The organism is Anabaena sp. CCY 0017 (assembly GCF_963920885.1).
Lineage (GTDB): Bacteria > Cyanobacteriota > Cyanobacteriia > Cyanobacteriales > Nostocaceae > Nodularia.
Genome location: NZ_CAWUDG010000013.1, coordinates 65,491 through 90,759, shown reverse-complemented (window position 1 = coordinate 90,759; position 25,269 = coordinate 65,491). Strand labels below are relative to the sequence as shown.

The window sequence follows — 25,269 nt, the reverse complement described above, 5'->3', positions numbered from 1 at the left end:
TCCGCAATCAGTTGTTGTTCTATTTTGACCTCTCCCCGCGCTAAAGCGACGGGGATTCTAAACTGTTGCTACGAGGGACGGCTTTAGCCGTCCCTCGTAGCTTCTTAGTTTTGGTTTCCCAGATACGAAATCTGGTAGCAAGGGTCAAAACTTGCCTACAGACCTTGACTAGGCTTAAACCTAATTGTGTCTCTACTTTTCCCATTATGTTTGCGGCTCCATTCAAATCAGCGTTGATTAGAATGCCTTTGTTAGTCCGATACATACCGCGTTTTACTCGCCTTCCGCTTGGCGTCCACCCTTCAGGTTTTGCGCCGAAAATAGGCAGAAAATCACCATCTAGAAAACTAGCTTTGCTGGTATACGATTCTTCAGTTTCAACAAAATTGATGCCGTAGTATTCGCACAGTTGTTTAACTCGTTCCTTTAATTTAGCAGTTGGTATTTGTACAAAAGATTGCGTTGTTTTACCTAATTGAGCATTTTGCTTTTGTCCTTGGTTCCATCCAAAAACTAAAGTACCAATTTGATGCTCAATACAATGGCTAACTACTAACTTAGCTGCTTTATTCACAGCATCCCGCATCTGTCTATTACGTTTTTCGGTCATATGAGATAGCTGGCTGTCCCAATAACCTTGAGGCTTGCCTTCTTTTAATGTTGAAATACGTTTGTTGTACCACTGATTCAGCGACTTAACTTTACGCCCATCAATAATAAAACTGGTTCCAACATTAGAAACGCAACTTAACCAGTTGTTAATGCCTGGATCAACAGCCAATGCGTATTCTAGATTTAACTCTAGCTCTGGCGCAGATTCTTGCTCATAGACAAATTCAGCATAAAAACATTGGTTTCTTGGTAGTATTCTTAGTTCCTTGATATCTGCAAATTTCAGATTAGAAGGCATTGGTAGCAGGAAACTGTCAAGTTTAAACCAACGTTTAACGGTATTGCCCAAGGGTATTTTTATATTGTTGTCAACAAGTTTCAGCGCTTGCTTAGGATAAGTCACAAGCGCATAGCCTTTACCTTTTCGATACTTGGGCAATTTAGGCTTAAAATGCAACTCGCCTCTACTGTACTTTTTATCTAGCTCCTTCAAAGACTTGAACGATTCGGCGACAGACCTAAGTATTTGTTGTGCTGCTTGGGAGTGTAAAACCTGATAATGTTTATTGGTTTTATATTCTTTTTCAAGGTCATATTTACCAATCAACTTGCCTGTTTTAAAAAATAGTTGACGAGCATAATAGATGCCGCAGTTTGTTAACTTATGGGACTCTGAGCAAATAAACTCAAGGACTGCTTTGAGTCCTTCATCTGGATTAACTAGATTTTGCTGACAACCATACATCGTTTTTACCTCCTTGGGATATACTAACACTAAGTACTAACAATGTATGTGCATCATGAAAGGAAAAACATTAACAATACGTTTATCTGAGCGTAGAAAGAATAAGCTTTATTTATATGCTGCCCAAAAAGATAAAACTATCACAGCTTTGATTGAAGATTGGATTGATAGCTTAAGACTTGAAGGAGATACGGCAGGTTAAAACCTGCCGAGTCGCGTTTCATCCCCTGTCTGTTCGCGCAGCGTCTCCCCTTGGGAGAAGCACGAAGTACGCAACTACGTTGCTGCTTCTCAGGGGCTTTCACGCTCCCGCTAATTCCTGGTTAAAAGTTGCTGATTCGCCTGCTCTAGTTCCTGGGTACCAGTTGCTACCTGTCCTGCCAAATCTGCCTTTGCGACTTGTAACTGTGCCACCAAGTCTGCTTGATAAATCGCGATCCCCAGATGGACGGCAATTTGCTGCAACCCGTCCATTTCTTTCTCTGTCCACGGACGGGGAGCCGTACAGCTATGGACAATGAACAACCCCCAAAGCCCGGATGTACACAGCACTGGAACTATCAGGTTGGCTTTCACCTGAAATCCCGCCAGAAATTCGGCATGACAGGGGGTGAGGTTGGCAGTAGTAATATCGGCGATCGCGCGGATCTGCTTTTCTTGATAGGGTCCCAGCCAGGAGGACTCAAAGCAGGCATCATGCACCACCTGATTCAGTAATGACCACTGGGGGTCGGAAATGGCTTCTACCACCACTTGACCGCTCCAATCTGGGTCAAATTGGTAGAGTAATACGCGATCGCATTTAAGAAGCTGATGCACTTCGTCCACAGTGGTTTGTAAAATCGTTTCCAGGTCTAAGGATTGACGGATCTTGAGAGCGATCGTCGTTACCAGATGATCCCAATTCAAGTCAACTGAAATCACACCGCTATTTTGATGATCAATATCAAGATTCAACTATTGTTTTGCTCCTGTCATCATCAGAGGAAAAACCAACGCGAAACCTAACCCCCTAGGGCGTATTTTTAAAGTCTAAATGTAGTCGTGTGACAAGGCTAAAATGTTGCCTTATGTTTCTCTTGTGGAACAGGCAAGATGCCTGTTCTGGGGGGACTAGAAGCCTGACTTTTCACGGGATGTGGAAAAGGCGATTTTAACGTTTTTTCAAGCCCTGATTTTTTTGTTGGCTATTATCATTAGTTTTAAGCTATTGATAAGAAGCCTATGGAAAAAGTAACGTACTTCCGTTGCTTGAGGACTTACCGTGAAAAGTCAGAACGGGGCTTGGTCATACCATTTGCCATGTCATTTCCTGCCCCGCCCCCAAAGGTACAAGCCCAGATTCCATAAATGGAACTTGATCAGGAACGCGCCAAGTCGTTTTGGACAAGGTAATTCGCTCGGTATTACGCGGCAGGTGATAAAAATCTGGTCCATAGAAGCTAGCGAACGCCTCCAGTTTATCCAGGGCTTTCACACTTTCAAATGCTTCGGCATACAACTCAAGGGCGTGTAGAGCCGAAAAGCATCCCGCGCAGCCACAGGAACTTTCTTTGCTGGTGCGGGTATGGGGCGCGCTATCAGTACCTAGAAAAAACTTCGGATTCCCCGATGTTGCCGCTTGCAACAAAGCCTGACGATGCTCCTCCCGTTTCAAAATGGGCAGGCAATAAAAATGGGGGCGAAGGCCGCCTTTGAACATGGCATTACGGTTAAACAACAAATGTTGTGGCGTAATTGTGGCCGCGATGGTGTTGGCAGACAGGACATACTGTACCGCATCAGAGGTGGTGATATGCTCAAGCACCACCCGTAGGTTGGGAAATCGCTGCTTGAGGGGGATTAAATGTCGCTCGATAAACACCTTCTCGCGATCAAACGTATCAACATCGTTATCGGTGACTTCTCCGTGCAGTAATAACGGTATGTCCACCTGCTGCATCGCTTCAAAGACGCGATCGCACTTCCGAATATCCGTCACACCGGAGTCAGAGTTGGTCGTTGCACCGGCTGGGTAATACTTGACCGCTTTGATAAATTGGGATTCTTTCGCCCGCAGAATCTCGTCGGGGCTGGTGTTGTCGGTGAGGTAGAGGGTCATCAATGGCTCAAATTGTTGCCCCTCTGGAATGGCGGCGAGGATGCGATCGCGATAGGCTGCCGCATCTGCCACTGAGCGGATGGGGGGCTTCAAGTTCGGCATGATGATCGCGCGGGCAAACTGACGCACCGTGTAGGGCAGAACCGCTTTCAGTGCTGCACCGTCGCGGAGATGCAGATGCCAATCGTCAGGTCGGGTGATGGTAAGCTTTTGCATCCTTTCATTATAAAACGGCAACAAGGGCTTCATGTTCAGGATGAGAATCTGTCCTAGCTGATACTTTTAACCTGGACGCTTTCCGACATATTCGACATCCTGTGTCTGTCCCACGATGCTCCTCGCGTTCTTAATATATGCGTTCTTAATATATACCTAGTAATAGCTGAAACCGCTACTTTTGTCTTCGATTTCAAAAGTTTGTGGTTGATTGACTTTTTTGGTTGATTACTTTGTCCTGGTGTCACATAGTCGATTGCGAGATTGATGGTATGTTATTTTTGCACAAACTCCTTTATCCCAATCGCAATATAAGCTATGACACTCAATTTATATTTACTGCGACATGGAGAAACTACTTTTAGTCAAAGTGGTAATTTCTGCGGTGAAACTGATGCGGAGTTGACCTCTGAGGGGGTGCAGATGGCAGAGAGTTTTGCTGATGTTTATCAAAAATTGAAGTGGGATGGGGTTTATGTTAGCCCAATGAAGCGCACAATTGCAACTGCCAAGCCATTTTGTGATGCTATCGGTATGGATATGCAGTTGCGTGACGGACTTAGAGAAGGTAGTTACGGCGAATGGGAATCTAAGAGTAAATCGTTTGCCCAAGAGAATTACGCAGAAAACTATGTAAAATGGGTGACAGAACCCGCTTGGAATGCACCACTAGGTGGAGAAACTGCGGTAGATATTTCTAACCGTTCTATGCCTGTAATTGCTGAAATTCAAGAAAAACATCCCCAAGGTAATGTTTTAGTGGTTTCCCACAAAGCCACGATTCGGATTATGCTTTGCAGTTTACTGGGAATTGATTTGGGACGCTATCGCTATCGGGTGAATATTTTGGTCGCGTCGGTAAGTATGGTTAAATTTGACGTTAATGGCCCTTTGTTAGAAATATTAGGCGATCGCCATCATATACCCGGTCATATTCGCTCTCGTCCGGGAACTTGACACTCTCCGGGCTAAAGCCACGGAGATTCTTAAGACCTCACGGATTTAATATCCTGATTACTCAGTGTCTATCACACACTACTTGTAAATCAATAACCATTAGTAAACGTGCTGGTGATTGGTACATAGCTTTTGCATACGATGTAGTTACAGAAGAAAATGTCAAATCATACCCATCTGTAGGTGTTGATTTAGGAATCAACGCCTTAGCTACATTGTCCACTGGCGTTGTATTCGAGAACCCAAAAGTTTACAGGAAAGCTCAGAAATTATTAGCGAGACGGCAAAGAAGACTACAGCGCAAGCAAAAAGTATCTAACAGGTATAGAAAGCAGAAAAACTTAATTGCCAAAACTCACAAACGTGTATCTGATATCAGGTTAGACAATACCCATAAAGCTACAACACACATTTGCCAAAACCACGCAATTGTAGCTATTGAAAACTTAAATGTTAAAGGTATGCTGTCTAATCACAAATTAGCTGGTGCTATTTCAGATGCTGGTTTTTACGAGTTTAGAAGACAGCTAGAATATAAATGCACTAAGTTTGGTTCTAAGTTAGTAGTTGTTGACCGTTGGTATCCATCTAGCAAAACTTGCTCCAATTGTGGACACAAGCAAGAAATGCCTTTAAAAGAAAGGGTATTTAACTGTGCTAATTGTGGACATAGATTAAATCGTGATTTAAATGCAGCTAAGAATTTAAACAATTACGCAATAAACACGGAGGGCTTACCCGTGTCTGAACGTGGAGGGTTAATTGCGCCGACGCTACCCTGTGAAACGTTAAACAACGTCTAGACTTGTCTAGGTTTTGTATAGCAGTCCCCACGTACTATTTTTAAACCTCTACCTCTAATAGTCTTTGCAGCACCAAAATATCAGGTTCAAGACTCATCACTAGGACTGATGAAAAAATGTGAAAAGTTTGGAATAATGATTCATGATCTTAACTTGATATTAGTCAACCTGAATAAAGATTTTGCAATGATTAACTTTCTTCAAACTAAGTGGAGTTCCAAAGGAGCTATTGCTTTAGCACTTTCAGCAGTGTTGCTTCCCGCTTGCACCAATAACTTAGAGCCAGAATCCGCAGTTCCAGAAACCAACGTTACTACAGAGGAAGTCACAGATAATACAAACCAACTAATCGGTCAAACTGTAACCGTTAGAAGTACGCCTATAAAAAAATTGGGTCTATCAACTTTTACAGTCAGCGATCAGCAATTTTTTGGCGCTGAACCGATTTTAGTTGTAAATGCTTCTGGTGAAAATTTCACTTTACCTACTGACCCAAACACACCAATTCAAGCAACAGGTCAAGTTAGTAAGTTTGTAATTGCAGATATTAATCGAGATTACAACTTAGGTTTAGATCCCAACTTGTATAAAGATTACGAAAGTCAACCCGCAATTATCGCTCAATCACTAGCACTTGCTCCTAAACCAGGTGAAATTACCACAAACCCCGGCTTATACTACGGTAAAAACCTGGCGGTGACAGGTGAAGTGGAAAATATTAGAAATACCAGTTCATTCACCTTGGATGAAGACAAGTTATTTGGTGGACAGGATTTGTTAGTGATTCGCGCTGGGAATCCCCAAGGAACTGTCAATGAAGGTGAAAAAGTTGCAGTCACAGGGGTATTGCGTCCGTTTGTTATAGCTGAATTAGAACGGGATTACGACCTGAATTGGGATTTGACTTTGCAAAAGACACTGGAAGCAGAATACAGCAATAAACCTGTGTTTGTTGCAGATGAAGTTTACCCATCAGCAATTCCTCAATAAGATAATTGTTCAGGTACGCCTTTCAATCCACCACTTGACCTTTTTTGAATTCAAAATTCAAAAAGAAGAATGGAGATAATAGGCTCCCACTGAACTTTGTTCAGTGGTTTACCCTACGGGACGCTACGCAAACAATCAGTGGTGGGTACAAGCCCCGCCCCGACTGATTGTCTTTAATTTTGAATTGATTTGACCCAATGATCAAAGTTTAAGTGACAAGTCAGGTTTCTGGACAATTTCTAATCCACAGCTAACGTTGATTGTTGGCGTGGATGGCAGTGTAAAATTGAAAACCTCACATCTTGCACCAATAAAAATTGATGTGATTTTATTACCCAGTATTAAAGCAAAACCCTGGATTTAGCGACAAAAGCCCATAAATATCAGGTAGCCATATTGCCCATCTTTTAACGACATCTGGGTTCCTACACAGAGGTGCAAGATATGAGCGCCCTTTGGGCTTATACCCAGTAAATCTAAATCTTTTCTAGATAGCTATTGCCATTTTTTCATCATGAAAAATATCCCTCAAAAACTAAAATATCCTACTCTAGGATTAGTAGGTGCGATCGCGCTACTGGTAATCTGGAGTTTTATCGAACCCCGCATACTCAACACCGAAACCGAAATAGTAAAAATTTCCAACCTTCCTCCATCTTGGCAGGGTAAGCAAGTCGGACAAATCTCAGATTTCCAAATTGGATTATGGGGCGATAATCGAGGTACTGCTCGTCGCAGCGTGGCTAAATTAGTTGAAGCAAAACCTGCTGTAATATTGATTACTGGCGACTTTATTTATCATCCCGGCTCTAATATCAAACCAGAGATTGAAACAGCAGTAGATATAGTCCGTCCTCTGATCGAAGCGGATATACCTACCTATGCAGTACTAGGCAATCATGACTATGGCATGAGTAGTAGGTCTGCGCCACCTAAAACAGAAGAAGCTGAACGTTTGAAAACGGCATTAGAATCAGCAGGTATTAAAGTATTGGAGAATGAGTCAGTTCAATTGCAACTGCCAGATAATGACGATACTTTATATTTAGTTGGGATAGGTTCGCTATGGGCAAATCGGGATGACCCTGAGCAAGCTTTGAGCAATGTACCAGATAGCAGCCCTAGAATTACAATGATGCACAATCCAGACTCATTTGAGAAATTTCCTGCCAACTCAGCCCCCTTAGCAGTAGCGGGACATACTCATGGAGGACAGGTACGAGTACCAGGTTTGCCACAATGGTCGTGGTTGAGATTTACGCAAAAAGATCAAGTTTACGCCGACGGTTGGGCAAAGGGTTTCGGCCAACCTGGGAATCGACTTTATGTCAATCCTGGCATTGGAATGAGTATTGCACCAATACGTTTATTCACTCCGCCAGAATTAACCTTTTTTACTCTTCAGGCAGATTAATTTAGCTACATCAGTCAGTTAAAATATTCAAGATTCGCCCGTGTGTAGCATTGCCCACCCACGTATAAAGTTTTGGATTTCATTGACGCGGGATGTCCGAAATCTCCTAACCTCCTTGGCGGTTGCTATATTTAATCCGTTTCCATGTATATACATAATTAAATATCTTCGAGAAATAATGTAGAAGCTTTTCATGGAAAGTCTCTACAGGACTTTTGTGATTACTAAATGTCTATCTTTCTGAGTTTTGATCATCTAAAGTACCGTTACGGGCAAAAATTTCAATCGCCTCACTTCTGGTTAAATTATTTTCATCTGCCAATTTTGCGAGCTTTTCCCAAGCTGTATCTGTGAGTCGCATAGACCTAAGATGTTTTGGTTCACGACCATAATCCATTTTAAATTTACCTGCCGCAGTACGCTTGCGCCTGGGCGATTTTTGAACAGTACCAGAATACTGATTGACGGTTGGCGGGTTGGGGGTCTGATTACTGGTGATTAAGTTAATCAGATGATCAATCAGGCGATCGCGCTCCATTGGTAATAACTGGTGACTTTGTAGCATATTCTGAATAATGGTGAAATGAATCAATGTCCCCAAAAAAATCCGCGCCGCTACTCCGGGGTCAGGTAGTTGCAGTTCTGGGTGGTTTATAAAATATTGCGTCAGCAGTTCCAAAGCTGGTTTGTCTACGTTACGCACAAACTCTTGCGCCAACAGTGGGAAACGTCCAGATTCACCGATAATTAGGCGCACTAAATTCAAAACTTCCTGTTCATCGTTAATCCGCTCTAAAATTTTGGTTGCTAGGCGGTGTAAAACGATGCGCGGCTCTCCTTCCAGGAAATGCGGGTCTTGGGGATTAAATACAGCCCGAAAATTTTCCTGAGCTAGTCGCGAAATCAGCGCAATGAATAATCTCTCTTTATCCTGAAAGTAGCTGTAGACAGTGGTTTTGGATACTCCTGCTGCTGCTGTCACTTTATCCATTGTGGTGGCTGTATAGCCATTGGCTAAAAATTCTTGCATAGCACCAGCGAAAATCGCATCAACTTTTTCTGGTGAGAGCAAACGCTCTACCTGATTACTTTTTGGCTGTTTCTTTTTCATATTCAGATTTTTGGACTCTTGACATTATTAGGATGTACAGTTTAGTTTAGTGAAATAACAATTGAACTAACCAGTTTACTTATACGTAAAAAAGGGGGCTTATGCTACCTGATAGCACAGCTAAAGGTTCCGCATTCTTTAAGCCTAGCTCTCGCCAACTGATTATGTTGGCAGTAGCTACAAGTTTGGCGATCGCCGGTACAATAGGTTACAAATTTTGGCAATCACAGCCATTAGAAACCACTCCCACCGCCCAGGTGAGCATACCGCAAATTAAAACAGTCACAGCCTTGGGAAGATTAGAACCCAAAGGTAAAGTAATTAAACTTTCCGCACCGGCATTTAGTCAAGGTAGTCGGGTAGAGAAGCTTTTAGTCAAACAGGGAGATCAGGTAAAAGCTGGGGAGGCGATCGCAATTTTAGATAATCGCGATCGCTTACAAGCCGCATTACAAGAAGCCGAAGCATCTGTGAAAATAGCACAGATAAATCTGGCAAAAATCCAGGAAGGTGCAAAAGTAGGCGAAATAACAGCGCAAAAAGCCGAAATGGCGCGTATTCAAGCACAAACTCTAGGGGATGAAACTCAGCAAAGGGAGACAGTCACCAGGTTAGAGGTACAGTGGCAAGGAGAGAAAACGGCACAACAAGCCACAATTAACAAGCTCGAAGCCGAACTCAAAAACGCCCAAGTAGAATTTCAACGCTATCAGCAGTTGTACTCAGAAGGAGCAATTTCCCAGTCCTTATTTGATAATAAGCGCCTGAGTGTAGATATTATCACCCAGCAGTTGAGTGAAGCTAGAGCAATTCTCAACCGGATTGATGGCACTGGTCGCCAGCAAATTACCGAAGCTCAGACAGTGCTAGCTCGAATTCAAGCCACCGGCAACCAACAAGCCAATGCCGCAGCCGCTACTTTAGACAGGATTGCCGAAGTTCGTCCGGTAGATGTCGCCGGAGCCAAAGCAGAAGTTAACCGGGCTTTGGCAGTCGCAAAACAGGCAAAGGCTAACTTAGAGCAAGCTTATGTAAAATCACCTCAAGCAGGTGTAATATTTGATATTCATACTCGCTCAGGCGAAATAGTATCTAATGACGGCATTATCGAGATTGGGCAAACCAACCAGATGTATGCAGTTGTCGAAATTTATCAAAGCGACGTGAGCAAAGTCCAACCTCAACAACGAGTGCGAATATCTAGTAATTCTCTACCCGATGAATTAGTCGGAACAGTAGATTGGGTAGGCTGGAAAGTGGAACGGCAAAATATTATTAACAGTGACCCCACGGAAAATATTGATTCTAGAGTTGTGGAAGCTCATGTAAAACTTGATGAAGCATCCAGCCAAAAAGCCGGTAAATTTACAAATTTACAAGTGAAGGCGGTGATTGAACTATGAATGAATTAATTAAACAACTACAACGGCGAACACCTCTAGGATGGTTACAACTGAGCCATCATAAAAGTCGTTTGTTAGTCGCTTTAGCAGGTATTGCCTTTGCAGATGTCCTGATGTTTATGCAGCTAGGCTTTCAGAATGCCCTATACGACAGCAACACCACCATAAATCGAGCTGTGCTGGCAGACATCATTTTAATGAGTCCACAAAGCCGGAATATGCAAAGTATGTCTACCTTTTCACGGCGGCGATTATTGCAGGCTGCTGATGTGCCGGGTGTACAATCAGCTACAGCCATGTATATCGGTTTAGTCACTTGGAAGAATCCCCAAACACGCCGCAAAACCCCAGTCCAAGCCATTGGTGTGACTCATGAACAGCCTGTTTTAGACTTACCAGAACTAAATGCTCAATTAGACAAGATTAAATTACCAGATTCCTTTGTGTTTGACCGTGGAGCCAGAGGTGAATACCAAGAGGTATTTAGGCAAATTGACGCAGGTAAAACCGTATCCACAGAAGTAGATAAACGTACCATTAACATCACTGGCGCATTTAAATTAGGCGCATCCTTTGGCGCTGACGGTACATTGATTTCCAACGATGACAATTTTTTAAGACTATTTCCCAGACGACAAGTAGGGAGTATCAGCCTGGGCTTGATAGATATTCAACCAGGCTATGATTCGCAGCAGGTAGCCGCAGCCTTAAAATTGCACCTGCAAAACAATGAAGATGTCAAAGTGCTAACACGGGAGGAATTTATCCAATTTGAAGAAGCCTACTGGAAAAGTGAAAGCCCCATTGGTTTTATCTTCAGTTTGGGCGTAGCTATGGGATTTCTGGTAGGTGTGATTATTGTCTATCAAGTTCTTTCTACTGATGTGAATGCCCATTTGAAAGAATACGCCACCTTCAAAGCAATGGGTTATCCCAATTCATACCTATTAGGCGTGATTTTTGAAGAAGCGATTATTTTAGCTTTCCTGGGTTTTATTCCCGGATTTGTTGTGCCTTTGGGACTTTACCACTTGGCTCGCAATGCGACAAATTTACCGATATATATGACTTTATTGAGGGCAGTAGTTGTATTATTGCTAACAATCATTATGTGTACTATTTCGGGAATTATCGCCACTCAGAGATTACAATCTGCTGACCCCGCCGATATGTTTTAGGGAATTCGGGACTGGGTAGGGGCGGGTTCAGGAGTAGGTTGGGTTGAACGGAGTGTTAGCGTAGCTTGCCGTAAGTAGGTAGGCAGGAAAATTTACAGGTATGTCATTACGAGCGTAACGGAGTAAAGCGAAGTAATCGCAAGGGTTATAAGGCGTTTACATTCTGTTACATAGTTGACTTTATTTGTGCCTACCTACTTAGGCATAAACCAACACCAAGAATCCCCGGTTTTGTTGGGTTTCGCAAAGCCTCAACCCAACCTACGAATATTTTATGTTTTCAGAGTCATAAAAGAGCGCTAATGACTAATGTTATCTCTATTGAAAATCTAGATCATTACTTTGGTAGTGGTCAATTGAGTAAGCAGGTTTTATTCAATATCAATCTCACAATTAATGCCGGTGAGATTGTAATTATGACTGGGCCTTCTGGTTCTGGTAAAACGACACTGCTAACTTTAGTGGGAGGCTTGCGTTCTGTCCAGTCTGGTAGTATGCGAGTTTTAGACAGAGAACTGTGTGGTGCTAGTCCCAAACACTTAACACAGGCGCGGCGAAGTAACGGTTATATCTTTCAAGCTCATAACTTGCATGGTAGTTTAACAGCACTCCAGAACGTGCGGATGGGTTTGGAAGTGCAACCGCAAATTTCTACCCAGCAAATGCTTCACCAATCACAACAAATGCTAGAAGCAGTGGGTTTGGGAGAACGATTGAATTACTATCCCGATAATTTGTCTGGTGGACAAAAACAACGGGTTGCGATCGCACGAGCGTTGGTAAGTCAGCCTAAAATTGTCTTAGCCGATGAACCCACCGCCGCACTCGATAAACAATCGGGGCGCGATGTTGTGGAAATAATGCAAAAATTAGCCAAAGAACAAGGCTGTACAATTTTGCTCGTCACCCACGACAACCGCATTTTAGATATCGCTGACCGGATTATCTACATGGAAGATGGTCATCTGGTGAGAAATGATGTAAATACTATCACTAGTGCGTAATACTGTGTGGAAGGTTTTTTCTAAGCACTCTCGATACTATCTTGACACAAAAGATAATTTCCCGACTTCTGTGTACACCTCAGCCTGTAGGGGAGGTTCAGCATAGGCTAGGGCGATGAATGGAAGCGAGGTTTTATAGATCCCGTGAAAAATCTTATCAGTGGATGAGTGCAGAATATTTATATAAAAAATACCCTGCTGATAGCAGGGTGTCAAAATGATGATTTTATTAAATCAGCTAGTTGCTTGTACTGGTTGTTGCTGAGAAATATTACCAGGGATGGGTTCGGTCTTGGTGGCTGGAGATATAGCTGTGACTTCAATATGATTGAATAGCGTAGTGACGAATGCAAACAGCAAAAATGGCAGTGATAACAGAACTATTAGACCAACAGTGGCTAAAGCATATACAGGTCGTTTAGCACCCATCAACGCCAAAGCAGAAGCCAAACTGAGAGTGATTGTGATTAGCCAAACAATTATTTGACCGTAGATGTCGCCAAAGGTGAGGGTACAGACGAACTGGTATTTTTGAGTATTATTCTTGTTCATATCTTATTTTCTTCATCTCCTATAGGTTCTACGTTAAAGCCATGTTTGACTTGCAGCAAATTTCTCAATATTTTGGCAAATTTTGTAATTTTACTTAACAGTCTTTTTCGTGACCAGCCTAAATGAAATCTTGTATCTATTCGAGATTAAGCATCTAGGCTATTTATATGTGCTGCATGATACTTGCGCTTTAACTACGATTATGGTAATAATTGCGGAAACTGATGAAATTAAATTAGTTTCTACTTATGAAAGAATATTGTGCGGTTAATTAAATAATATTGAGGAGAAGTTTTGTAGCAAAAGGGACATTTTTTTTGATACCAAGCCTTTAATATCGTTCAAGGTTAAGCAATAACTAAAAATTCAGCCTAGCCAGAATCAAGGTTACACCTGCTTTAGCCAACAACAGTATAAAACCAACTACTAGGCAGTTTCTAAACTATGAATTGGAATAAAATATAGGGGATCGCTACTTTCAAAATCAGCAATCAATAAGTATAAGTTAATGGAAGGCCATATTTATATTTTCTTTGTTATTTTGTATTTAACGGGACAGTTATTCGTTATCTAGTGAGCTTAAATATAAGTAAGTGAACTATTTACCAGCAAGTTCTATGCAAATTACTCACATTGTGCCTTTCCTCGTTCCATTCATCCGTTAGGTACAAGACAAATGACCGACATAGATTGCATGGTAAAGCTCTAAATCGGCAAATAGTTTATCAATACAAGGAAGACCTTGCTCAGAAATATGCTTAAGACAAATAATCAACATATTATCCTACCTGCTTTCATCAAACCAGCAGAAGTAGAAGCCACGCATCAAGCGGGTAGAAAAAATAAATTTACTCTGCCTAAATTCGATTTACTGCAACCATTGCGTCACAAGCTCGACAATCTCGAAATTAAAAATCGTGACTTTGCTCACTTTATTGCGAAATTGATTCCGGCGCAGTGTCCTTTTGAGCGTGATGTCATTTTATTTGGTCGCAAAATAGGACATATTCCCGCAATGTGTAAGCTGAATCCACTTTATGATCAGTTTGTCGGCTTGCGCTTTCGGGCATTATGTTATTTAGTAGATAAGTGTGGAGAAGACATCGATCTATACTGCTAAATCCCAACCGAGAAAACATAGCATGGAAATTAAAATTGAGCATCAACCGAGTGAAGAACATCTTAAGGAGTTAGGTGTTTTCAAATGGGCAATTTGGCAGAAAGAAATATCCAAATTTCCCTGGACTTATGATTCTCAAGAGACTTGCTATTTTTTGTTAGGTGATGTCGTTGTTACACCTGATGGTGGACAACCAGTGCAGATGGGTAAAGGCGATTTAGTGACTTTTCCTGCTGGTATGTCTTGTACATGGGAAATTACAAGCGACGTGAAAAAACATTACAGCGCTTCCGGCTATTATGCAATACAGATTTATCCTGTGTCCCTCTCCTATCATAGCTTTCAGTTTTGGGGATGTACCTCATAGCTGCCGGAAGTGCTGTATTGCTTTGATTAGTCAAGCATCAAGAATTAATTCTCTGGTCTTTTGGTTGGTTCTATTCTCCAGAATGCAAACATCTCTACAGTCAATTGAATACAAGGAAAAAGGCACAGTATGTACTGTGTCTTTTTGACGTTCTGTAGAAAATATGGCGTTGATGATTGAGAATATGGATTTGTTTCGCGCAAAGGCGCAAAGGCGCAAAGGTAGGAAGGAAAAGAAACGTAATTTTGGGATTTTATACTCTGATTCAGAAACGTAGGGTGGGTATAGCCCAAGGGGGCATGGCTGCGCTAAAGCGACAGCGTAACCCACCTTGAATTGTTGACTAATGCTGATAAAATCAGTCAACCCGAATAAAATCGCCCCAAACCAGAACTTTAACTAACTTTCAAGGGCTTGTTTCCCGGTATTAGGTTAAAATCCGAATATTGATAAATTTAAGTATAAAAAATCGATAATGGCGAATGAGCAGCATCTAGCAATACTGAAACAGGGTGTCCAAGTTTGGAATGAGTGGAGGAGTGAAAATACATCTGTAGAAGCTGACCTAAGTCATGCTGACTTGATTGATGCTGACCTGATTCATGCTGACCTGAGTCAGTCTGACCTGAGTTTTGCTGACCTGAGTGGGGCTAAACTGACTAATGCTGACCTGAGTAATGCTAACCTGCGTCTTGCTAACCTAAGTAATGCTAACCTGAATTGGGCTAACCTGAGTTGGGCTAACCTGAGAAGGGCTGAACTGCTTGATGCTGACCTGAGTAATGCTGACCTGTTTGATGCTCAACTGGGTGGCGCTAACCTGACTAGTGCCTACCTGAGTAATGCCTACCTGAGGAATGCCTACCTGAGAGGGGCTAACCTGAGTAGTGCTAATCTTAGTAGTGCTGACCTGAGAGGGGCTAACCTGAGTAGTGCTAATCTTAGTAGTGCTGACCTGGGTAGGACTATTTTATATGAATCGAAAGTAATCGCTACCAATTTTGATCACGCAACTCTGACAGGTGCTTGTATAAAAGATTGGAGTATTAATAGTAAAACAAAACTAGATAAAGTAATTTGTGAATATGTTTATTTATCTGGTGAATATGATGAGGAAGAAGACAGAATTAATCCAGAAGAAAGACGACCGATAGAAGGTAAATTTTTACCTGGAGAATTTGCTAGTTTATACAAAAAGATTATAGAAAATACAGACTTAATTTTACGCAAAACGCCTGAAAGTGTAAATGCTGCCAATAACCAAGGAGTTCAATTTTATTCAAATCAAAAAACTCATACTTGGCAAAGGCTAACATTTCGCTCAAAAACAGAAATCAAAATTGCTGAAGCACTAGATAGGGCTGAAGTTTTATTTTTACCAAACTGTTTAGCTCGACTCAATACACCCAATGGGAGAGCTAATAAAGAGGCTGATTTTCTAATTTGTTACAACGGTAAATGGGGAATTTTGGAAGTTGATGGACCCTATCATACCCCAGAACGCAGAGTAGAAGAACAAGAAAGAGAACGCATTTTTAGAAGACACGGTATCAAGGTCGTGGAAAGATTTGATTCCTCTAGATGTTATGAAAATCCAGATGAAGTAGTCCAAGAATTTTTTAAAATGCTAGAAATTGGATATTCCTAAACTAGATTTTTCTGCAAAATGCAACTACATTTAAGCACTTGGACAGAAGTTGAAGCTTATTTACAACAATCACGGGGTATTATTCTCCCCATTGGTTCTACAGAACAACACGGTCCCACAGGTTTAATTGGGACTGATGCGATTTGTGCAGAGGCGATCGCACGTGGTGTGGGTGACGCAACTCAGGCACTCATTGGCCCTACAATCAATGTGGGCATGGCATTACATCATACCGCTTTTCCTGGCACAATAAGTCTGCGTCCCAGTACTATGATTCAGGTAGTACGAGACTACATCACTTGTTTAACCAAAGCTGGTTTTACCAAATTCTACTTTATCAATGGACACGGTGGTAATATTGCCACCCTCAAAGCTGCTTTTTCGGAAACTTACGCACATTTGGAAGATTTGCAGATTGTCAACGCCCAACAGGTACAATGTCAAGTAGCTAACTGGTTTATGTGCGGTTCTGTATACAAACTCGCTAAAGAATTATATGGCGACCAAGAAGGTTCTCATGCAACTCCCAGTGAAGTCGCCCTCACCCAGTATATTTATCCAGAGTCGATCAAACAAGCCCCTCTCTCTCCAGAAGTTGCCAGTGGACACAGAATTTATAGTGCAACTGACTTCCGTAAAAGTTACCCAGATGGACGCATGGGTTCAAATCCGGCTTTAGCAACACCAGAACATGGTAAGCAGTTTTATGATTTAGCAGTGAAAGAACTCAGTAAAGGGTATTTAGAATTTTTGAATGCAGAATAGCACTCAATACGGTTCATATCATGTCCGACTAAACGCTTGTCATTACGAACGTAGCGATAGCGAAGTGAAGTAATCGCAGAGTCTGGGCGATTGCGTCGTTCCACTATGGCTAACGCCACGCTACGCGTTAGCGGAGCTTTCGCTTTAGCGATACGTTGCACTCGCAATGACATATCGTAATTAATTTACCGGACTTGATATCAGATAATCATCAAATTCTCATGTAGAGACGCGATAAATCGCGTCTAAATATATAAAAAAGTGGGTGACGCGATCGCTAACCCACTCTACGACGAATATACTAATATTGATGTCAATGAAACTTACTTGTTAGGCTGAGGAGTCATCCGTAAATAAGGTTTGATTTCTTTGTAACCTTTGGGGAATTTCTCTTTGAGAACTTCGGGGTCTTTCAATGAGGGTACAATTACGCAGTCTTCCCCGTCTTTCCAGTCAGCAGGTGTAGCTACGCTGTAATTATCTGTTAATTGCAGAGAATCAATTACTCGCAATAGTTCATCAAAGTTGCGTCCTGTGCTGGGGGGATAGGTGAAGCTAAGACGCAGTTTTTTGTTGGGGTCGATAACGAATACCGAACGCACTGTGATGTTTGCCGCTGCGTTGGGGTGAATCATGTCATAAAGGTTAGAAACCTTGTTATCCGCATCTGCGAGAATGGGGTAGTTGAGGGCGGTTCCTTGAGTTTCTTCGATGTCTCCTACCCAACCATTATGGGAGTCAACATCATCAACACTAAGTGCGATCGCTTTTACGTTACGCTTGTCAAATTCGGGCTTTAGTTTGGCAACTGTGCCTAATTCTGTGGTACAAACAGGCGTAAAGTCAGCAGGGTGAGAAAACAGCACTACCCAGCTGTCACCCGCCCATTCGTGAAAGTTGATATCGCCGTGTGTAGAGGCTTGTGTAAAGTTGGGTACTGTATCACCAAGACGGAGAGTCATGCAAGATTCCCTGTAATTTAGAAAGGCTTATGTATTTTACATTGCGATCATGGCATAAATCACAGTTTCTCCATCGGCTTTTAGCAGTTTGTAACAAAATTTTAATTTTTTAACGTAGCAAGAAGTACAAATTAATTAAAATGTGAGGTATGCATTTTCTGTGTTTATTTTGTGATAATTTTTTGGTAAGCTTGGATGACTTTACGGGCGATCGCACTCCAACTAAAATACTCTAAAGCATATTTTTGGGCATTTAATCCCCGTTGCTGACATTCTTGAGGATTTTGCAAAGCTTCTGCTATTAATTCTACAAAAGTTTCTACATCTGTTGTACCTACCCAGCCTGACTTGCTATCACGCACCTGTTGCCAAATATGCACCTGATCAGAAATAACTACGGGTATACCTGCTACCATAGCTTCAGCTACAGCAATGCCAAAATTTTCATAGTAAGAAGGCAATACAAATAGATTAGCAGCTTGTAGTAAACTAGCTTTTAACTCACCACTCACAAAGCCTGTAATTGTAGTATGCGATCGCAATGGTGAATTGGCAATCTGATCTTTGATTTTTTGCTCATAATCTGGGTCTTGAGAATTTGTCCCAGCTAAAACAAAGTGAAAACTGCACTTAGACTCTAAAAGCTTTTCTAGGGCTGGAATTAACAAATCTAACCCTTTTTTTTGGTCAAGGCGCGACATAAACAGCACTAAAGGTGAATCTTGAGGTATTCCCCATTGACTACGGACTAAACTCCCCCCATCTCCCACCTTTTCCGGGGGAATTACACCTAAAGGAATCACCAAATCTCGTGTCACTACCCCAAAGCGTTCTGAGATTTTCGCCTCTTGTTCACTGGTAAAATGAATTGCGGCTGCATCAGCTAAATTTCGACGTTCAATAAGTCCCGCATAAAGCTGTTTTAATTGCTTTTTTTTGCGTAAATCAGCAGGATCAAGAGTTCCCAGAGGACGTAAAATATAAGGTAGCTTTTGCTGATGACATACCCTAGCCGCAGCACTACTTACAGGAGAGAATAAAGCATGAATATGTGCCAAATCATATTCACCAGCGTGAACTTTTAACCATTGTAATAAATCAAGCGAAAACTTATAGCGACGAAATGGGGCGCAACGAAAATAAATGATTTCATAACCATCTTGTTTCACTGGACAATTTAAAGGCACATCCAGAGGTTTTTGGCCACTATCACCATTACTATCAGTTGTGATAATCGTAACTTCTACGTTCTCTTTCGCCAACGCAGAAGCCAGCCCAATAACCATTTGACTGGGACCGCCATACACAACAGAAACAGAAGGAATAATTTGTAAAATTTTCATTGTTTTGTGTTCTTCTTTGCGCCTTTGCGCCTAACGTACTTCGTACTTCGCTTCGCTAAGGCGCGAACCTTTAATTATTAATTAATTCTTGATAAAACTCCAATTGCTGCTGTGCTAAAGCCTTATTAGTATATTTATTCAGGGCTTTTTCATAACCCTTTTTACCAATACTCTGAGCAATATCTGGTTGGTCTATTAATTGCATTAAGCAATTAGCCAAAGCTGGAATATCGCCTTCAGGGAATACTAAACCAGCATCACCAATTACATTGGGAATTTCACCAGAATCAGAACCAATTACCGGAACTTGGCAAGCCATAGCCTCAATTAGTACATGACCAAATTGTTCTTTCCAACCCGCCGCAGTCAAGGTTTTAAATTTATAAGTTGTTTCTGAAGGTAGTACCAAAGTATTCATTAAATTGATATAATTGGCAACTTGATCATGGGGTACACTTTCTACAAAAATTACCCGTTCTCTGAGATTGTTTTCTGTAGTTATTTTAATTAATTCTGCTTGTAACTCTCCCCGTCCCAATAGTAATAATTTCCAAGGTTTATCTTTGATAGTTAGTAAAGCTTGTAAAAGCGTGAGTAAACCTTTTTCTGGGACAAAGCGTCCCACAAAACCTACAACAAAATCATCAGATTTAATCCCCAATTTACTGGCTAATTCTGGTTGCTGTTTGGGAGTAAACAAACGTTCATCAACACCCAATTGGGGCATAACTTTAATTTTACCTTGATATCCTCGTTGTCTGAGAACTTCCGCACCATCTCGATTACCAGAAATGATACCGTGACTATGGTTAAGATTATATTTCTCTAATAAAGCAATCGGAAATTTTAGCTCGTAGGGCAGATTCCACCAAGTAAAAAATATATTTTTTGCCTTGAGTCCTAATAGCTGATTGAGAAAAATCATTTGAGCATAGGCTAAACCTCTAGAACCTTGTTCTACTTGGATAATTTGGGGGCGAAATTTGCGTAATAAAGAGATTAAATCAGTACCAAAAGTCAGAAGGCCTTGATGGTTTTGACTGAAGTTAGAAATTGGGACAATTTTAAAATTGCCTTCATCCCGGTATTCAGTAGTAATAACTTTGTTTTGTACACCCCCAGGTTTCCAGGTTTTAGGAACGATAACTGTTACTTCAATTCCTGGTTTTAATTGAGCTAAAGCCCGTAATTTTTCACAGTTGAGGTCTACAATATAGGAATGACTAGCAACTAAAATTTTCATAAATTTTGAGTATTTATTAATAGTCAAATTTCAGAAATGACTAATGACTAAATTTGTTGATCCAGGTGAGTATAAGTTTGACCATCATTCCAGATTGACTGAATAACAGTACCCAAAGCTTTGAGAAAACCTAAAGTATAGAAAATACCGCGAGTCACAATTTTTATAGGTGAACCACTTTTGTTACAAGGCGGGTGTCCGAGAACGTGACAGTCAAATAAAGCGGCGTATAGGCGTAAGGCTTGGATGGCGTTGAGGTTTTTTAGCGCCATTAAGAAATGATTGTGGTAAAAGGTGAGTTGATATTTGAGCGATCGCATACTAATATCATGACAACCTCCAGTTTCTTCGCCTAAATGTATCAAATAAGCCTCTGGATCATACCAAATCTTATATCCCGTCTGTCGGATTCGCAAACAAAAGTCTGATTCTTCGCGCACCGCACTACCCCGAAATCTCTCGTCAAAGTGCAGTCCGTATTTAGTAAAAATTTCGCGGCGAAAAGACATATTGCAACCCCTAGCTGTTAATACTTGCTGGGGTTTGATGGTGTGGACTAAATCAATGTGATACCAAGCGATTCCAGGGTCCATTGCTTGAGGGGGTAAATATTCAATCTGCAACTCACCACCCGAATCACTTAATTTACCTCTGTCAAATACTCGCCCAGCCACAGCCCCTATCTCTGGATTCTGCACATAGTTTTTGGCATGGGCGGCTAAAAATTCCGGGGTAATTTCCACATCATCATCAATAAATAAAATGATTTCACCTTTTGAGCGTCGCACACCATAATTACGCGCCCCTGGTAAACTCGCCCAATCTAAGCGAAACCACTGAATTTTACCTGCTGCGGAGATTTCTTCTAGATAGGCTTGAATCTCTGGTTCGTGTGTGGGAGATTGGTCTACCACCAAAACCTCAAAGTGGAGATAGTCCTGTTTTAAAACATCTATGATACTATCCCGCAGCGTTTCTTCTCTCCCATAGGTGGGAATAATTACGGAAATTAAAGGCAAATCATGCATCTGTTTTGGTATGGAAATAAATTTGCGGCTCGATCATAGTATTCTCTGCTCAAGTTACCATTTTTCATGGTATTTCGCTGCTAATGGGACTGTAACTCATTAAACTTTTGCCCGGAAAGATTTCTTCTTTGTTGTTTCTATAGGCTCAACATTGTGTCTTTCTTGTTTATCCAGTACTGCCAATTTAAACAGTACACCTGCGGCAAACCAGTAGTATACAGCTACTGGATCAACATCTAAAGGATAATAATAAGTATTATAGCTGATAACAAGTATAAACACCCACATTGAAGCAGCATAAATGCGTAAATTAGGGTCTTTGATGGAACGATATGTTTTGAAAGCAGTAATTGTCAGGGTTGTCACCAAAGCTAAAAATCCTAGTACTCCCACAATACCTACCTCCCACAGTACCTTGGGGTAGTATGTTTCTACCAGCTTAGTTCTGCCCAATGCCCTAGCTGAATTAGTCGCCCGGCCTAAGCCGCTACCAATTGGGCTAGCGACATTTTTCCAATTTTCTTCAAACTGCTGGAGAATAAATTCTTCCGGGGGTGAAGCTTCGGCGCGACTTGTAAAACTATCTATCCGTTCTTGCACAACCTCCGGATAACTGGCCATTGCAATTCCCAAAATCAGGGCAAGTCCTATTGCCATTGGGACAAAGCGTTTTAAGTTACGAATTTGACCAGTAAGTATTAGTAAGAGTATGAAGCAAACTGGCACGAGGGCTAAGGCAATTCTCTGTCCAGAGACCACTGCATTGATAAAAACTGTTGCTAAAGAACCTAAACCTAATAACCGCCAAATAACTGAAGGGTCAGCGAAACCTGTAGCAAAGCCAAAAAAGGTGCTAGAAATCAAAAACCATGCCCATTGCCAAGGGGCGACAAAAGTCCCTGGTAAGCGAATTACTCCCTGACTAGGACTATAGAGTAGAGAACCACCAAAATAACACCGAGCATCTAGTGATGCTTTAAATAAATCGTCACCTGAAGCATTTCTGGTTCCTTCACAGACTCCAGTTAGTAGTAAGACATATTGAAGAATTCCCAGACCACAGCAGATAAGTATGAGTGAAACCTGTAGGCGAGATAAAAATAGGAAGTCTTTTTTATCCCGAATTAAATAATAAGCACAACCAATTAATGGCAGATAACCCAAAAATACTTTTAGTCCCAAAATACCCATACCTATGGGATTTTCATTGGGTGCGTTTTGCAAAAGTCCCACTGTGGGAGGATTCAGGTGTTGTCCACCATTGATAAATATTAGTGTCAATAGACAACAACAAAATAAAATCAACAGTGGAGTCTTAATAGCTTTGGGAACTATTAGAGGTAGTCCTTGTTTGCGGCAAGTTTGCCAAAATGCAATCAAGGCAGGAACGTAAAAAGCATCTTTAGCCAATTGCAGAACGGGACTGTTACCGATGTAATAGGTGATAGTACCCCCAAATGGCATATAAATCAGAAAAGCAAACAAGCCTGCGCGGGGATATTTGTAGGAAAATGACATGATCAGAATGCCCAACACACCAGGAAGTGCCACCTTCACTCCACCGACAAAAAAAAGTAGAATGCCAAAAAAGAAGCTGGTAAAGCTAGCGGCGGTCAGTAGGGTGGTAAATTCTTTACGTGCTTGAGTTTTTTTACGCTTTTGGGCTAACCGTTCTTTGAGGCTAGAAGTAGAAGCTTCCTTTTTTTTCTGTTGTTTTGAGCTTTTTGATTTCTGTGATTTGGATTTTAATTTCGGCATAAATAGAAAATCATATTTTATACTTTACGCCTTATGTGAATTAAAAATGCCCAAGCAATAGCAAGGGTTTTAGGCTGTGGTTTAGCCAAGATATTTAGTCGCGTTGACGTATTTACGCCTTTCCAGACTCCAACTCACATAAGCCGTACTTTACAAATAAGTTGGGATGACTGTAGCAATCCTATCTGATTTGTGACAATTAATTTTTTCCATCAAAATTTTATATCTAGTGGAATATCTTGTTAATTCAGATGATTAACCCCAAAGGTAACAACTTCTGCATTTGAATTAGGCTATTCATTTGCAAAAGCTGTCATCAAAAAGCTGTTTGAATGCAAAACTTAAACTGTCAGGTGTTGCTGAACTTGAGATACTAATTCATTTGTCCAGTGGTTAGCAAGTTCTGCATTAGCAGCTTCTACCATGACTCTGATCACTGGTTCTGTACCAGAAGCCCTGACTAATATTCTGCCAGCATCACCCATTGCAGTTTCGGCTAAAGCGATCGCCTGTTGTACTGGTATACAATCTTGCCAATTTAAGCGGCGATCGCGATCTATAACTCGGACATTCCGTAAGAATTGGGGATAAGTCTGAAAGCTTTGATCTACCATTTCGCTGAGGGGAACACCGGCATCTTTGACTAAAGCTGCTATATGTAAAGCTGTTAATAAACCATCACCAGTAATGGCGTAATGGCGGCAAAGAATATGACCAGATTGTTCACCGCCTAACATTCCCCCAGTCCGCATCATTTCCGCCTGGACATATTGATCCCCAACGGCGGTACGAATTAAATTCCCACCTTGTTGTTGCCAAGCCCTCTCAAAGCCTAAGTTAGCCATGACGGTGGAAACAATCAGGTTATCTGGGAGTTGTTGCTGTTGTTTGAGGTGCAGTCCCCACAGATAAAGAATATAATCACCATCGACTTGCCTACCAGTATGATCTACAGCTAAGACGCGATCAGCATCGCCATCAAAGGCAAAACCCAAGTCGGCTTGATGTTCCTTAACTGTGGCTTGCAAAATTGCTAAATCAGTGGAACCGCAATTGACGTTAATGCGATCGCCATCAGCTTGATTATGTAAGCAGATTACCTCTGCCCCCATTTGGGTAAATATTTTTGGTGCTAACCCCACTGCTGCACCAAAGGCTAAGTCTAAAACAATTTTCAGCCCTTGAAGATTTACCGTTTGCTGCAAGGATGCTTTCAAGGTTTCGCCGTACTGACTCACTAATTCCCCGCGCGAATAATGCCGTCCACAATTACGAACTTTACCCGTAACTGTATGTCCCCGGAGTCCCGCCTCAATCTCTGCCTGCAATGCTGGAGATAACTTAGAACCATTGCCATTAAAAATCTTAATCCCGTTGTCTTCTGGGGGATTATGACTAGCAGAAATCATCACTCCACCGATGGCTGCACTGATGCTGGTTAAATAAGCAACTGTGGGAGTGGGACATAACCCCAAATACCAAACCTCTACCCCGGCTGCTGTTAACCCAGCACTTAAAGCCATTGCCAGCATATCGCTAGAGTTGCGGGAATCTTGCCCCAGGATGACTGGCCCTGTTTGACAACTATGATTTTGCAAAACCATACCCGCCCAAAAACCCACTTGTAATGCTAGGGGCGCATTCAATAGTTCTCCCACTTCTCCACGAATCCCGTCTGTGCCAAACAAGGCAGTCTTTGGTAGTGATAATAAGTTAAGCGCAAAATTGCCATCCAGACCTTTGCCTGATTTGTGAAATTCTGACTTAGAACTACCTCGAATCTCGCTTTGGCTTTTATTTATAGATGTAACCATAACTTTTAACTCCCCGCACCATCACATTGGAAAACATCACTCACTGTACACGTTACTTTAGTCATTTCGACTGAGCTAACTGTTTATCTGTAATATATACTGGTTTTTATTGGCAAAATCAGGTGAATACATATT

The 25,269-nt window shown here is 41.6% G+C and carries 22 protein-coding genes and 1 pseudogene; 12 read left to right on the top strand and 11 right to left on the bottom strand.

The features are described from left to right. Positions 1-40 precede the first annotated feature (40 nt). Entirely contained in the window at positions 41-1,357 is a 1,317-nt protein-coding gene (locus tag ACM0OW_RS16215; protein ID WP_414551197.1) for an RNA-guided endonuclease InsQ/TnpB family protein, read from the bottom strand. 55 nt (positions 1,358-1,412) lie between these two features. Between ACM0OW_RS16215 and ACM0OW_RS16210 the strand changes: the two genes are divergently transcribed. Continuing rightward, a complete protein-coding gene (locus ACM0OW_RS16210; protein ID WP_414551196.1) occupies positions 1,413-1,559 on the top strand; it encodes a hypothetical protein in 147 nt (48 codons plus the stop codon). Positions 1,560-1,669: 110 nt separating this feature from the next. On the opposite strand, the gene ACM0OW_RS16205 is transcribed toward ACM0OW_RS16210, so the two are convergent. Both ACM0OW_RS16205 and pyrC read right to left on the bottom strand, forming a co-directional pair. Further along, positions 1,670-2,314 (bottom strand): GAF domain-containing protein, encoded by a 645-nt coding sequence (locus ACM0OW_RS16205; protein WP_414551195.1) that lies wholly within the window; start codon positions 2,312-2,314, stop codon positions 1,670-1,672. A 331-nt stretch (positions 2,315-2,645) separates the two neighbouring features. Then, a complete protein-coding gene (gene pyrC, locus ACM0OW_RS16200) occupies positions 2,646-3,674 on the bottom strand; it encodes a dihydroorotase (protein WP_414551194.1) in 1,029 nt (342 codons plus the stop codon). 318 nt (positions 3,675-3,992) lie between these two features. Here pyrC and ACM0OW_RS16195 point away from each other — a divergent pair, with 318 nt between their 5' ends. From ACM0OW_RS16195 to ACM0OW_RS16180, 4 genes are all read left to right on the top strand, one after another. After that, positions 3,993-4,631: a histidine phosphatase family protein gene (locus ACM0OW_RS16195; RefSeq protein WP_414551193.1), complete on the top strand. Its 639-nt coding sequence runs from the start codon at positions 3,993-3,995 to the stop codon at positions 4,629-4,631. Next, positions 4,628-5,434: an RNA-guided endonuclease InsQ/TnpB family protein gene (locus ACM0OW_RS16190; RefSeq protein WP_414551192.1), complete on the top strand. Its 807-nt coding sequence runs from the start codon at positions 4,628-4,630 to the stop codon at positions 5,432-5,434. The genes ACM0OW_RS16195 and ACM0OW_RS16190 overlap by 4 nt, the downstream gene beginning before the upstream one ends. Positions 5,435-5,620: 186 nt before the next feature. After that, positions 5,621-6,424: a hypothetical protein gene (locus tag ACM0OW_RS16185; protein ID WP_414551242.1), complete on the top strand. Its 804-nt coding sequence runs from the start codon at positions 5,621-5,623 to the stop codon at positions 6,422-6,424. Between the two features lie 514 nt (positions 6,425-6,938). Then, the gene (locus tag ACM0OW_RS16180) at positions 6,939-7,838 is read left to right on the top strand and encodes a metallophosphoesterase (RefSeq protein ID WP_414551191.1); all 900 of its coding nucleotides are present in this window, start codon (positions 6,939-6,941) and stop codon (positions 7,836-7,838) included. Between the two features lie 232 nt (positions 7,839-8,070). Here the strand turns inward: ACM0OW_RS16180 and ACM0OW_RS16175 are convergent, their stop codons facing one another. Beyond that, the gene (locus ACM0OW_RS16175) at positions 8,071-8,949 is read right to left on the bottom strand and encodes a TetR/AcrR family transcriptional regulator (protein WP_414551190.1); all 879 of its coding nucleotides are present in this window, start codon (positions 8,947-8,949) and stop codon (positions 8,071-8,073) included. Positions 8,950-9,050: 101 nt separating this feature from the next. Here ACM0OW_RS16175 and ACM0OW_RS16170 point away from each other — a divergent pair, with 101 nt between their 5' ends. From ACM0OW_RS16170 to ACM0OW_RS16160, 3 genes are all read left to right on the top strand, one after another. Beyond that, complete coding sequence (locus ACM0OW_RS16170; RefSeq protein WP_414551189.1) at positions 9,051-10,352, top strand: ABC exporter membrane fusion protein; 1,302 nt, start codon at positions 9,051-9,053, stop codon at positions 10,350-10,352. After that, a complete protein-coding gene (gene devC / locus ACM0OW_RS16165; RefSeq protein WP_414551188.1) occupies positions 10,349-11,530 on the top strand; it encodes an ABC transporter permease DevC in 1,182 nt (393 codons plus the stop codon). Before ACM0OW_RS16170 ends, devC begins: the two co-directional genes overlap by 4 nt. 302 nt (positions 11,531-11,832) lie before the next feature. Then, positions 11,833-12,534, top strand: coding sequence for a DevA family ABC transporter ATP-binding protein (locus ACM0OW_RS16160; RefSeq protein ID WP_414551187.1), 702 nt, complete (start codon positions 11,833-11,835; stop codon positions 12,532-12,534). Positions 12,535-12,768: 234 nt separating this feature from the next. Here ACM0OW_RS16160 and ACM0OW_RS16155 read toward each other — a convergent pair whose 3' ends face one another. Beyond that, on the bottom strand, positions 12,769-13,086 hold the full coding sequence (locus ACM0OW_RS16155) for a hypothetical protein (RefSeq protein ID WP_414551186.1): 318 nt from the start codon (positions 13,084-13,086) through the stop codon (positions 12,769-12,771). Between the two features lie 754 nt (positions 13,087-13,840). Here ACM0OW_RS16155 and ACM0OW_RS16150 point away from each other — a divergent pair. The 4 genes and pseudogenes from ACM0OW_RS16150 to ACM0OW_RS16135 all read left to right on the top strand — a co-directional run bounded on the left by ACM0OW_RS16150 (position 13,841) and on the right by ACM0OW_RS16135 (position 16,986). Next, positions 13,841-14,206, top strand: a complete 366-nt coding sequence (locus tag ACM0OW_RS16150; protein WP_414551185.1) for a Mo-dependent nitrogenase C-terminal domain-containing protein — start codon at positions 13,841-13,843, stop codon at positions 14,204-14,206. A 22-nt stretch (positions 14,207-14,228) separates the two neighbouring features. After that, positions 14,229-14,489 (top strand): annotated as a pseudogene (locus ACM0OW_RS16145) (cupin domain-containing protein); the annotation flags it as partial. A 559-nt stretch (positions 14,490-15,048) separates the two neighbouring features. Further along, complete coding sequence (locus ACM0OW_RS16140) at positions 15,049-16,221, top strand: pentapeptide repeat-containing protein (RefSeq protein ID WP_414551184.1); 1,173 nt, start codon at positions 15,049-15,051, stop codon at positions 16,219-16,221. An 18-nt stretch (positions 16,222-16,239) separates the two neighbouring features. Further along, on the top strand, positions 16,240-16,986 hold the full coding sequence (locus ACM0OW_RS16135) for a creatininase family protein (protein ID WP_414551183.1): 747 nt from the start codon (positions 16,240-16,242) through the stop codon (positions 16,984-16,986). Positions 16,987-17,309: 323 nt separating this feature from the next. Here the strand turns inward: ACM0OW_RS16135 and ACM0OW_RS16130 are convergent, their stop codons facing one another. The 6 genes from ACM0OW_RS16130 to glmM form a co-directional block, all read right to left on the bottom strand. Beyond that, a complete protein-coding gene (locus ACM0OW_RS16130) occupies positions 17,310-17,948 on the bottom strand; it encodes a peroxiredoxin (RefSeq protein WP_414551182.1) in 639 nt (212 codons plus the stop codon). 164 nt (positions 17,949-18,112) lie between these two features. Beyond that, positions 18,113-19,291, bottom strand: a complete 1,179-nt coding sequence (gene hpsP, locus ACM0OW_RS16125) for a hormogonium polysaccharide biosynthesis glycosyltransferase HpsP (RefSeq protein ID WP_414551181.1) — start codon at positions 19,289-19,291, stop codon at positions 18,113-18,115. Positions 19,292-19,361: 70 nt separating this feature from the next. Further along, a complete protein-coding gene (gene hpsO / locus ACM0OW_RS16120) occupies positions 19,362-20,534 on the bottom strand; it encodes a hormogonium polysaccharide biosynthesis glycosyltransferase HpsO (protein ID WP_414551180.1) in 1,173 nt (390 codons plus the stop codon). Between the two features lie 47 nt (positions 20,535-20,581). Continuing rightward, positions 20,582-21,562, bottom strand: a complete 981-nt coding sequence (hpsN, locus tag ACM0OW_RS16115; RefSeq protein WP_414551179.1) for a hormogonium polysaccharide biosynthesis glycosyltransferase HpsN — start codon at positions 21,560-21,562, stop codon at positions 20,582-20,584. 99 nt (positions 21,563-21,661) lie between these two features. Then, positions 21,662-23,320: a hormogonium polysaccharide biosynthesis protein HpsL gene (gene hpsL / locus ACM0OW_RS16110; protein WP_414551178.1), complete on the bottom strand. Its 1,659-nt coding sequence runs from the start codon at positions 23,318-23,320 to the stop codon at positions 21,662-21,664. A 341-nt stretch (positions 23,321-23,661) separates the two neighbouring features. Further along, complete coding sequence (gene glmM, locus ACM0OW_RS16105; protein ID WP_414551177.1) at positions 23,662-25,134, bottom strand: phosphoglucosamine mutase; 1,473 nt, start codon at positions 25,132-25,134, stop codon at positions 23,662-23,664. Positions 25,135-25,269: the final 135 nt, after the last annotated feature.